This window comes from Streptomyces roseoverticillatus (assembly GCF_000719265.1).
Lineage (GTDB): Bacteria > Actinomycetota > Actinomycetes > Streptomycetales > Streptomycetaceae > Streptomyces > Streptomyces roseoverticillatus.
This window is the reverse complement of the sequence record NZ_JOFL01000007.1, coordinates 1-10,815: the sequence shown is the minus strand read 5'-3', so window position 1 is coordinate 10,815 and position 10,815 is coordinate 1. Positions and strand designations below refer to the sequence as shown.

Genomic DNA, 10,815 nt, shown 5'->3' with positions numbered 1-10,815 from the left:
ATGACGACCCAGCCGGCCGCCCGCAGCACTGCCGCCCGCACCGCACGCGCCGTGCTGTCCTGCGTGCTGCTCGGCGCACTGGCCCTCACCGGGGCCACCGGCTGCGGCGGCCCTTCGACGGCGGACGCGCACAAGGAAGCCCCGGCGTCGCGCAAGGCCGCCCCGGCGGACCCCGCCGGCACCGTCGACCTCGGCCGCCACATCACCGACTACACCGCCGGCATCACCGCCGACGGCAGCTACCGCATCCCCACCGACCGCGAGCGCCGGGCCGTCGCCGACGGCGTCCGCGCCCTCCTCGACGGCGACCGCGCCACGGCCGCCCGCCGCCTCGCGGGCGTGGGGTACGCCGTCCGCACCCTTGTCGACAGCGGCGGCGGCGCCCGGTACGCGGAGATCGCCGACGCCACGCGCGAGGGCGAGGTCCGCCGCGGCTGGGGACGCGTCTACGCCGACCTGCGCGGCCCGGCCCGCTGGCAGGTCCAGGTCCCGCACCCCTCCGCCGACCAGCGCACCGAGCAGCTCGGCATCGGCCTCCTGCGCGGCGCGCCCGGCGGCGTCCTCGTCCTCGCCGGCGCCCACCGCGCGGCGGACTCCGGCGCCGGCCCCGACGCCGCGGACGTCGCCCACCGCCGCGACTCCGTCTTCGCCGCCGTCTCCGACACCCTCGCCGACCGCCGCCTCCCCGCCGTCCAGGTCCACGGCTTCGCCGACAGCAGCCTGCCCGACCACGACGTCGTCGTCTCCCCCGGCAGCGGCGAAGCGGGCCTCCCCTCCGCCCGCCGCCTCGCCGCCGCCTACCGCGCGCAGGGCATGCGCGTCTGCGAGGTCTGGGAGCGCTACTGCGGCCGCCTCGAAGGCCGTACGAACGTGGAGGGCGAGTATGCGGGGGAGGCCGGCGTGCCCTTCGTACACGTCGAGCACAACCGGCGCGTACGGGACGACGACGGGCTGGTCGCGAAGGCGGTGCGGGCGCTGGTGGAGATCGCGAGGACGTGGGGCGCGGGGCGTTAACCCTTTGCGGGTGGACGGCAGGAGCAGTTACGTTCCCCGGACGTCGTCACGTTGTTACGTGATTACGCCGTCACGCCGTCACGCCGTCAACAGGAGGTGTGGAGCACATGCGCACGAGTGCCCAGCAGGTGATCTCGCGTACTGACGTTCGCTGCTTCCTCACGACGGAGACACCTTGTCGTTCCACCTCACCGCACTGACCGACCCCCAGGACAGCCCGTACAGCCGGCGTCTCGCATGGCTGGCGAGCGATGCCGACGGCGCTCCCGCCGGTACGGCCTTCCTGCGGCTGTTCACCGACGCCGGGCGGGACCACCTGGCCGAACTGACCCTCCACGTCCACCCGGCGGAGCGGCGGGGCGGCGTCGGTTCCCGGCTCCTGGACGCCGCTGCGGCGGCTGCCCGGGCCGATGCCCGGCGCTGCGTCGTCGCGGAGGCCGAGGCGGGAACGCCGGGCGACCGGTTCCTGCCGGCCCGGGGCTTCCGCAAGATCCTCACGCTGCAGTACACGCGCCTGGCCCTTGCGGGCGTGGACCTCGCCGCCCTCGCGACGATCACCGGGCAGCCGCACCCCGGCTACCGGCTCGCGTCCTGGCAGGGAACCGTCCCCGACGACCTCGCCCGGACGTACGCCGCGTCACGCCGGGCTATGGACGACATGCCGATGGGCGACACCGATCAGGGAACGCTCACCTGGGACGTGGACCGGGTCCGGGCCGTGGCGCGGGTGGTCGAAGAGCGCGGCGACCTTCTGCACACGGTCGTCGCCGTCGACGCGTCCGACGGCTCCGTCGCCGGATTCACGGAGCTGGTCGTCCCCGGCAACGGCAAAGGCGACGCCCGGCACTACGGCACCGCGGTCCTGCCCGAGCACCGCGGGCACGGCCTCGGCCGGTGGATGAAGGCCGAGTCCATCCGCCGGGCCCGCGTGCGGCACCCGGACCTGGCAGGCCTGCTGACCGACACCGCCGACGTCAACGCGCCCATGCGGCGCATCAACGACGGCCTCGGCTACGTCCCCACGCACGAGGTGCGGCAGTACCGGCTCGACCTGTAGGGCCTTGAACCCTCGGGTCCCGGGTCAGCTGAAGTCCAGGCTGCCTGTACGGGTGCGCTTGAGCTCGAAGAAGTCCGGGTAACCGGCCAGCAGCCGCACGCCGTCGAAGATCCGGGCGGCTTCCTCGCCCCGCGGGATCGCGGTCAGGACGGGCCCGAAGAAGGCGACCCCGTCGATGTGGATGGTCGGCGTCCCGACCTCTTCACCGACGGGGTCCATGCCCTCGTGGTGGCTCTTGCGCAGCGCCTCGTCGTAGTCGGTCGAGTGGGCCGCGTCCGCCAGCGACTCCGGGAGGCCGGCGTCGGCCAGCGCCTTCCTGATCAGCTCGTCGGAGACCTCGCCGTCGTCGTTGTGGATGCGGGTACCCAGGGCCGTGTACAGGTCGCGCAGCACGTCCTCCCCGTGCTCCTGCGCCGCGGCGGTGCACACGCGCACCGGGCCCCAGCCGACGTCGAGCAGTCTGCGATAGCGCTCGGGCAGGCCGGCCCGGCCCTCGTTGAGGACGGACAGGCTCATGACCCGGAACCGGAGGTCGAGGTCGCGGTGGCGCTCGACCTCCAGGATCCAGCGGGAGGTGATCCAGGCGAAGGGGCAGACGGGGTCGAAGTAGAAGTCGACTTTGCGTGTCATGACCATGAGGCTACGGGGGAGGCGGACCGGTGGTCAGGTCCACTTCGCTCCATGGATCATGGGCCAATTCCTGTGGGTGCCCTTGGTCAGACGGTGATGGCGAAGACCCACAGGTGAGGGTTAGGGCCCATGAGGATCGCGTAGTGGACGATGGCGGCGCTCGTCGTGGCGATGCGTACGGTGTCGTCCATCTCGTACTTGTCGGCCTGAGGCCAGGACCAAGGGTCGGAGCACGCCCGCAGCATCGCTTTGTGCAGCTCTTCCCTCGCGGCGACCGGCAGGCCCTTGATGGTTTCGCCGACGCTTGCGGCGAACCGCGCGGAGATGGCAGTCACGTGCCGAAGACCTCGCTCATGTCCATCGCGCCCTCTTCGGATCCACCGCTGGCTTTCCACTTCTTGTAGGCCGCGAGGGCGTGCATCTGCGCGCGAGCTTCCCTCAAGGCCGGGCTGCCGGATGCCGCGGCCTGGTCGGCGGCGAGTACGTCGCTCACGTAGTCGCCGATGGACATGCCCGCGCGCGCGGCGGCGGCCCGTACTTGCTCGGCGAGCTCTTCAGGCACTCGCGCGTTCAACTGGGTTGTAGCCATAGCAGAATGCTAGCCATCTGCTACGCGTCACTGGTGCTCTTTCTGAAGATGCTCCCTGCGCCGGTCCTCGATCTCCTCGACCGCGGCGAGGCCCTGCCGGTAGGCGTTGGCGCGCTTCATGACGAGGATGGCGCACGTCAGACATGAGGCGGTCTTCGCCGTACGGCTGCCCTCGTCATCGTTGTACGGGTGGGCGTTCGCGCGTGCGTTCGTCTTGTCCGGCCTCCGTTGGGTCTTGCTCGCCCGCAACGGGCAACGACAGGCGTGCGTCATCGCCGAGTACACCTGTCAGGTGGTTCCGGGCCTCCTGCAGACGGCGGACTTCACCCGCGCTCTCTACAAGATGCATTACCCGCGCCACACAGAGGACGCCATCGAGGAAGCTGTGAATCGCCGGATGAGTCGACAAGCCGTGTTCCGGCGCGACAATCCGCCGGAATACTCGGCGATTCTCGATGAGGCTGTTCTGCACCGCGGCTTCGGAGGGCCTGCTGTCATGCGGGCGCAGCTCGCCCGGCTGATCGAGCTGATGCTGACGTCCGCGGGCGTGGTGCAGGTGTTGCCGTTCGCCTACGGAGGGCACCCCCTGGTGGGCGGCTCTGGCGCTGTTCACCCTGGCAGACGACACTCAAGTGGCCTGGGAAGAGAGCTCTGACAACGGGACGCTGATGGAGGACCTCGAAAGGGTCGTCGCCCGTCGGCGTTCCTACGATCTGCTCAGGTCCTGCGCCCTGTCACCGTCGGAATCGGTGGCGTTCATCCAGTCGGTGATGGAGACGCTGCCCGAGGACTACGCCCCCCTGACCTATCCGACTCCCATGGGCCGACCCCCGCACCAGCGGTAATGCTGTCGTCGACCGCGTGGGGCGGCGCTGAGGCCGGGCCGCACGTGCCCACGGCGCCGCACCGACAACGAGGGCCGTACGGGGAAACCCCGTACGGCCCTCGTCTCGGCACAGCGTCAGCGACTACGCGGGGACGCTCGCCACGCCCACCGGCAGGAACCGCTTGCCGTTGGCCTTCTCGGCGATGCCGACCCGGTCCAGGTACGGCGTGATGCCGCCCAGGTGGAAGGGCCAGCCCGCGCCGGTGATCAGGCACAGGTCGATGTCCTGCGCCTCGGCGACGACGCCCTCGTCCAGCATGAGGCCGATCTCCTGCGCGACCGCCTCCAGGACGCGGGCGCGCACCTGCTCCTCCGTCAGGACGGAGTCGCCCTGCACGAGGAGGGCAGCGACCTCCGGGTCCAGCTCCGGCTTGCCGGAGTCGTAGACGTAGAAGCCGCGCTTCCCGGCCTTGACGACCGCGGCGAGGTTCGGGGAGACCTTGAAGCGGTCGGGGAACGCGCCGGCCAGCGTCTCGGAGACGTGGAGGCCGATCGCGGGGCCGACGAGCTCCAGGAGCACCAGCGGGGACATCGGCAGGCCGAGCGGCTCGACGGCCTTCTCCGCCACCGCGACCGGCGTGCCCTCGTCGATGACGTTCTGGATCTCGCCCATGAAGCGGGTGAGGATGCGGTTGACGACGAACGCCGGGGCGTCCTTCACCAGGACCGCGCTCTTTTTCAGCTTCTTGGCGACGGCGAAGGCCGTGGCCAGGGAGGCGTCGTCCGTCTTCTCGCCGCGGACGATCTCCAGCAGCGGGAGGATGGCGACCGGGTTGAAGAAGTGGAAGCCGACGACCCGCTCGGGGTGCTTGAGCTTGGACGCCATCTCGCTGACGGACAGCGAGGAGGTGTTCGTGGCGAGGATGGTGTGCGCGGGCACGACCGCCTCGACCTCGGCGAACACCTGCTGCTTGACGCCCATCTCCTCGAAGACGGCCTCGATGACGAAGTCCGCGTCGCCGAAGGCGGCGGCCTTGTCGAGGGAGCCGGTGACGGCGGCCTTGAGGCGGTTGGCCTTGTCGTTGCCGATGCGGCCCTTGGCGAGGAGCTTGTCGATCTCGCCGTGGACGTAGCCGACGCCCTTGTCGATGCGCTCCTGGTCGATGTCGGTGAGGACGACCTGGACCTCCAGGCGGCGCGCGAAGAGCAGCGCGAGCTGGGAGGCCATCAGGCCGGCGCCGACGACGCCCACCTTGGTGACGGGGCGGGCCAGCGAGCGGTCGGGGGCACCGGCCGGGCGCTTGGCGCGCTTCTGCACCAGGTTGAAGGAGTAGATGCCGCTGCGCAGCTCGTCGCCCATGATCAGGTCCGCGAGGGCCTGGTCCTCGGCGTCGAAGCCCTGGCGCAGGTCGCCGTTCTTCGCCGCGGCGATGATGTCCAGGGCGCGGTAGGCGGCCGGGGCGGCGCCGTGGACCTTGGAGTCGGCGATGAAGCGGCCGCGCTCGACGGCCTGGTCCCAGGCCTCGCCGCGGTCGATCTCGGCGCGGTCGACCTGGATGTCGCCCTTGAGGACGGAGGCCGTCCAGATGAGGGACTGCTCCAGGAAGTCGGCGCCGTCGAAGAGGGCGTCGGCGATGCCGAGCTCGAAGACCTGCGCGCCCTTGAGCTGGCGGTTCTGGTTGAGCGAGTTCTCGATGATGACCGAGACCGCGCGGTCGGCGCCGATGAGGTTCGGCAGCAGGGTGCAGCCGCCCCAGCCGGGGACCAGGCCGAGGAAGACCTCGGGCAGGGAGAAGGCCGGGATGGCCCGCGAGACGGTCCGGTAGGTGCAGTGCAGACCGGCCTCGACGCCGCCGCCCATGGCCGCGCCGTTGTAGTACGCGAAGGTCGGGACGGCGAGGGAGGCGAGACGCTTGAAGACGTCGTGGCCGCCCTTGCCGATGGCGAGCGCGTCCTCGTGCTTCTTCAGCAGCTCGACGCCCTTGAGGTCGGCGCCGACGGCGAAGATGAACGGCTTGCCGGTGAGGCCGATGCCGGTGATGGAGCCCTCGGCGGCCTCCTTCTCGACCTGGTCGATCGCGGCGCTGAGGTTCGCGAGCGACTGCGGCCCGAAGGTGGTCGGCTTGGTGTGGTCCAGGCCGTTGTCCAGCGTGATGAGCGCGAAGCGCCCGGCGCCGAAGGGGAGGTCGAAGTGGCGCACGTGCGCCTGGGTCACGACCTCGCCGGGGAACAGCTCCGCCGCACCCTTGAGAAGTTCAGCGGTGGTGCTCACTTGTTGCCTCCGTCGAAGTGCGGGTTCTCCCAGATGACCGTGCCGCCCATGCCGAGGCCGACGCACATCGAGGTGAGGCCGTAGCGGACGTGCGGCTGCTCCTCGAACTGGCGGGCCAGCTGGGTCATCAGACGGACGCCGGACGAGGCCAGCGGGTGGCCGAACGCGATGGCGCCGCCGTACTGGTTGACGCGCGGGTCGTCGTCGGCGATGCCGTAGTGGTCCAGGAGCGCGAGCACCTGCACCGCGTAGGCCTCGTTGAGCTCGAACAGGCCGATGTCGTCGATCGTCAGGCCCGCCTTGGCGAGGGCCTTCTCGGTCGCCGGGATCGGGCCGTAGCCCATGACCTCGGGCTCGACGCCCACGAAGGAGTACGAGACGAGGCGCATGCGGACCGGCAGGCCCAGCTCGCGCGCGACGTCCTCGGCGGCGATCAGCGAGGCGGTGGCGCCGTCGTTGAGGCCCGAGGCGTTGCCCGGGGTGACCCGGCCGTGCGGGCGGAACGGCGTCTTGAGGTTCGCCAGGCCCTCCATGGTGGTGCCCGGGCGCATCGGCTCGTCGGCCGTGACCAGGCCCCAGCCCAGCTCCCCGCCCTCGGGCGTGGTGCGGCGCACGGAGATCGGCACGAGGTCGGCCTGGATCTTGCCGTCGGCGTAGGCCTTGGCGGCCTTCTCCTGGCTGCGGACCGCGTAGGCGTCCGCGCGCTCCTTGGTGAGGTGCGGGTAGCGGTCGTGCAGGTTCTCCGCCGTCATGCCCATGACGAGGGCGGACTCGTCGACCAGCTTCTCCGAGAGGAAGCGCGGGTTCGGGTCGACGCCCTCGCCCATCGGGTGGCGGCCCATGTGCTCGACACCGCCCGCGAGGGCGACGTCGTAGGCACCGAAGGCCACGCCGCCGGCGACGGTCGTCACGGCGGTCATGGCACCGGCGCACATGCGGTCGATGGACATGCCGGGCACGGTCTGCGGCAGGCCCGCGAGCATGCCGGCCGTACGGCCCAGGGTCAGGCCCTGGTCGCCGATCTGCGTGGTCGCGGCGATGGCGACCTCGTCGATCTTGGCGGGGTCCAGGTTCGGGTTCCGGCGCAGCAGCTCACGGATGCACTTGATGACGAGGTCGTCGGCGCGGGTCTCGTGGTAGATGCCCTTCGGGCCCGCCTTGCCGAACGGGGTGCGGACGCCGTCGACGAATACGACGTCCCTAGCGGTACGAGGCACTTGGCTCTCCTCCTGTGCGGGATCGCTGCGCGCGGGCATGCCGGGGGGACGGCTCCGCCGCGGTGCGGGCTGACACCGTCATGCTACTTACGGGTAACTAAGTTGCCCAGCCCCCTCGGCGGGCGGCGAAGGTCACATTCCGTGTGCGGAGGGGGCTACTGCGGGTTCGGGCCCGGCGGGGGCGCCGGGGAGGGAAAAGGGCCTGCGCCCCGGCCCCTCGTCGGGATGCTGCCGGCGAATCCGGGGCCCGGTGCCGGCGCACACGTGAACAATCGTGCCCAACTGCGTACAGCTGAAGTGCTCAGCAGTGCGAATGCCCAAGGGATTCCTTGACCTGAATCATGATTGAGGTTCTACCGTGGCGTCTGGTTGATCATCTGACGACGGGAAACAACTCATGATCCTCGTGACCGGAGCCACCGGAAACATAGGCAGTGCCCTGCTGGAAGAACTGCACGCACGCGGTGTCGGTCCGCTCAGAGGACTCACCCGTGATGCCGCACGGGCCGTCTTCCCCGAAGGGGTCGAGGCCGTGGAGGGCGACCTCGCGAAGCCGGCGTCGTTGAAGCCCGCGCTGGACGGGGTGCGCTCGCTGTTCCTTGTGTCGCGCCTGGGGCCGGACGCCGGCATCCTTGAAGTTGCCCGGCAGGCGGGTGTGGAGCACGTCGTGCTGGTGTCGTCGATTACCGTCCAGACCCACCCCCGCCTCGGCCCTGCCGGCGAGAACCTGGCGGTGGAGCAACTGCTCAAGGCAAGCGGCATGGCCTGGACGATCCTGCGGCCGACGCAGTTCGCCTCGAACACCCTCATGTGGGCGGCTTCCATCCGTGACCACGAGACCGTCCACGCGCCGTACGCGGACACTGCACTGCCCACCATCCACCCTGCGGACATCGCGTCGGTGGCACGGGTGGCACTTACCGAGCCCGGCCACCAGGGGCGCACGTATGCCTTGACCGGTCCGGAGCCGGTGACCGCTCGGCAGCAGGTCGAGGCCATCGCGGCAACACTGGGCCGGGAGGTCCCCTTCGCCGAGGTCAGCCGCCAGGAGGCCCACGCGCAGATGGCCGCGGTCTTCGGGGCCGAAGCCGCGGACGCGGTGCTCGACGTCATGGGCGGAGACGTGAACGACGAGCTGCTGATGGTGCGCGACACGGTTTCACAGGTCACCGGAACGCCGGCCCGCCCGTTTCGGCAGTGGGCTTCAGAGAACGCCGGCGCCTTCCAGCGAATCGTCTGAGCCTGAGTGCGTTGATCCGTGTCTATCCGCGTGCGGCGTCCCAGACCGCGCTGGTCCCGAAGTAGGAGTCGTACAGTTCCTGGACTTCGAGAAGGCTCTCCGGCGGCACCTTGCCGTAGCGGATGCGCTCAAGGTGGCGGAAGTACTCGAAGCGCTCCACCCCGGGCGTGATGATGACGAGCATGTCCGCAATCTCACCGGGCGCGGCGGCAAAAGCATGCTGCGTGCCGGGCGGTACGACGACCACGTCCTGAAATGTTGATCACGCCGAAACGTACGTCATGCGCCGGATCTGCCGGATCTCAGGCCGCGGCGGCTTCTGCCGGACAGTGATCACCAGCCGGACGGTCAGGACAGCGCGCCCCGGTTTCCATGGCCGACAACGCCGTAAGACCCGGCTCCACCCCTGGTTCACCGCAGCCGCGAGCAACCTCATCCGGCTCGGTGCCTGGACCGCGGACAGGCCCCGGCCCACACCCGGACCTCCCGCCCGGCAGCGCTTCGTCCCGCCGGGTGAACCCGGCGGGACGAAGTGATCAAGTCCCGAATGCGTCAACAGCATCCCGAAGAGGAGCCGGGGCGCAGCCCCGGGAAACGGTCGTCAGGCCGTGGCCTCCGTCAGAGCCTCCACCAGGACCGGGGTCACCTGTTCGACCTGCCACGGGCGGGCGCCGTGCGCGGAGAGGACCTCCGCCACCGCCTCCGGCGTGGGACGCGCCGGCGGCTCCCAGCACAGGCGCCGCACCGTGTCCGGCGTGATCAGGTTCTCCTGCGGCATCGTGAGGCGCTCGGCGAGCGCGGACACGGCCGTACGGGCCGCCGTGAGCCGGGCCGCGGCCACCGGGTCCTTGTCGGCCCAGGCGCGCGGCGGCGGCGGGCCGGTCAGCGGCTGGCCGGGCTGCGGCAGCTCGGCGTCCGGGATGGCGCGGGCGCGGTCGACCGCCGCCTGCCACTGCTCCAGCTGCTTGCGGCTCATGCGGTGCCCGAAGCCGGGCAGGGCCGCCAGCGCGTGGGCGTTCGGCGGCATGTTCAGGGCGGCCTCGACGATCGCGGCGTCACCGAGCACCTTGCCGGGCGAGACGTCGCGCCGCTGCGCCACCTGGTCACGAGCGGTCCACAGCTCGCGCACCACCGCCATCTGGCGGCGCCTGCGCACCTTGTGCATCCCGGACGTACGGCGCCAGGGGTCCTTGCGGGGCGGGGCGGGCGGCGCGGAGGCGATGGCGTCGAACTCCTGCCGAGCCCACTCCAGCTTGCCCTGGCGCTCCAGCTCCGCCTCCAGGGCGTCGCGCAGGTCGACGAGGAGCTCCACGTCGAGGGCTGCGTAGCGCAGCCAGGGGTCGGGCAGGGGGCGGGTCGACCAGTCGACGGCGGAGTGGCCCTTCTCCAGGGCGTACCCCAGGACGTTCTCCACCATGGCTCCGAGACCCACCCGCGCGAACCCGGCGAGCCGTCCGGCCAGCTCCGTGTCGAACAGCCGCGTCGGCGTCATCCCTATCTCGCGCAGGCACGGCAGGTCCTGGGTGGCGGCGTGCAGCACCCATTCGGCGTCGGCGATGGCCTCGCCGAGCGCGGACAGGTCGGGGCAGCCGACCGGGTCGATGAGCGCGCTGCCGGCGCCCTCGCGGCGCAGCTGTACGAGGTAGGCGCGCTGGCCGTAGCGGTATCCGGAGGCGCGCTCGGCGTCGACGGCGACGGGGCCGGTGCCGGCGGCGAACGCGGCGACGACCTCCGCCAGGGCATCGTTGTCAGCGACGACCGGCGGGATGCCCTCGCGTGGCTCCAGTAGGGGGATCGGCGCCGAAACGACGTCGTCCGGGGGGCCGCCCCCGGTGGTTCGCAGTGGTGTGTCTGCTGCGGTTTCTTGGGCGTCGGTCACCGGTCAAGGGTATCTGTGTATGGCAAGCGCCCGCCGACGGAACGTCCCGTCGACGGGCGCGGCGTGTGGGGCCGGCGGGGGAGAGGGGGCG

The 10,815-nt window shown here is 71.1% G+C and carries 10 protein-coding genes and 2 pseudogenes; 4 read left to right on the top strand and 8 right to left on the bottom strand.

Going from position 1 to position 10,815, the window contains the following annotated elements; all coding sequences use genetic code 11:
- On the top strand, positions 1 to 1,014 hold the full coding sequence (locus tag IF61_RS0110020; protein WP_052392577.1) for a hypothetical protein: 1,014 nt from the start codon (positions 1 to 3) through the stop codon (positions 1,012 to 1,014).
- 175 nt (positions 1,015 to 1,189) lie between these two features.
- Complete coding sequence (locus tag IF61_RS0110015) at positions 1,190 to 2,071, top strand: GNAT family N-acetyltransferase (protein ID WP_030365935.1); 882 nt, start codon at positions 1,190 to 1,192, stop codon at positions 2,069 to 2,071.
- A gap of 24 nt (positions 2,072 to 2,095) precedes the next feature.
- Here the strand turns inward: IF61_RS0110015 and IF61_RS0110010 are convergent, their stop codons facing one another.
- From IF61_RS0110010 to IF61_RS35805, 4 genes are all read right to left on the bottom strand, one after another.
- On the bottom strand, positions 2,096 to 2,701 hold the full coding sequence (locus IF61_RS0110010) for a mycothiol-dependent nitroreductase Rv2466c family protein (protein WP_030365934.1): 606 nt from the start codon (positions 2,699 to 2,701) through the stop codon (positions 2,096 to 2,098).
- Positions 2,702 to 2,787: 86 nt separating this feature from the next.
- On the bottom strand, positions 2,788 to 3,036 hold the full coding sequence (locus tag IF61_RS0110005) for a hypothetical protein (protein WP_030365933.1): 249 nt from the start codon (positions 3,034 to 3,036) through the stop codon (positions 2,788 to 2,790).
- Positions 3,033 to 3,290, bottom strand: coding sequence for a hypothetical protein (locus tag IF61_RS0110000; RefSeq protein WP_157848584.1), 258 nt, complete (start codon positions 3,288 to 3,290; stop codon positions 3,033 to 3,035). Before IF61_RS0110000 ends, IF61_RS0110005 begins: the two co-directional genes overlap by 4 nt.
- A 27-nt stretch (positions 3,291 to 3,317) precedes the next feature.
- The gene (locus IF61_RS35805; RefSeq protein ID WP_157848583.1) at positions 3,318 to 3,539 is read right to left on the bottom strand and encodes a hypothetical protein; all 222 of its coding nucleotides are present in this window, start codon (positions 3,537 to 3,539) and stop codon (positions 3,318 to 3,320) included.
- A 43-nt stretch (positions 3,540 to 3,582) separates the two neighbouring features.
- Here IF61_RS35805 and IF61_RS32200 point away from each other — a divergent pair.
- Positions 3,583 to 3,994 (top strand): annotated as a pseudogene (locus IF61_RS32200) (DUF5753 domain-containing protein); the annotation flags it as partial.
- A 264-nt stretch (positions 3,995 to 4,258) separates the two neighbouring features.
- On the opposite strand, the gene IF61_RS0109985 reads toward IF61_RS32200, so the two are convergent.
- Positions 4,259 to 6,388: a 3-hydroxyacyl-CoA dehydrogenase NAD-binding domain-containing protein gene (locus IF61_RS0109985; protein WP_030365931.1), complete on the bottom strand. Its 2,130-nt coding sequence runs from the start codon at positions 6,386 to 6,388 to the stop codon at positions 4,259 to 4,261.
- Positions 6,385 to 7,605, bottom strand: coding sequence for a thiolase family protein (locus tag IF61_RS0109980; protein WP_030365930.1), 1,221 nt, complete (start codon positions 7,603 to 7,605; stop codon positions 6,385 to 6,387). Before IF61_RS0109980 ends, IF61_RS0109985 begins: the two co-directional genes overlap by 4 nt.
- Positions 7,606 to 8,002: 397 nt before the next feature.
- Between IF61_RS0109980 and IF61_RS0109975 the strand changes: the two genes are divergently transcribed.
- The gene (locus IF61_RS0109975; RefSeq protein WP_030365929.1) at positions 8,003 to 8,845 is read left to right on the top strand and encodes an NAD(P)H-binding protein; all 843 of its coding nucleotides are present in this window, start codon (positions 8,003 to 8,005) and stop codon (positions 8,843 to 8,845) included.
- 22 nt (positions 8,846 to 8,867) lie between these two features.
- Here the strand turns inward: IF61_RS0109975 and IF61_RS0109970 are convergent.
- Positions 8,868 to 9,095: pseudogene (locus IF61_RS0109970) on the bottom strand (cupin domain-containing protein); the annotation flags it as partial.
- Positions 9,096 to 9,446: 351 nt separating this feature from the next.
- Positions 9,447 to 10,724 carry an HRDC domain-containing protein gene (locus tag IF61_RS0109965; protein WP_030365927.1) on the bottom strand — a complete coding sequence of 426 codons (1,278 nt, stop codon included), beginning with the start codon at positions 10,722 to 10,724 and terminating at the stop codon, positions 9,447 to 9,449.
- Between the last annotated feature and the right edge of the window lie 91 nt (positions 10,725 to 10,815).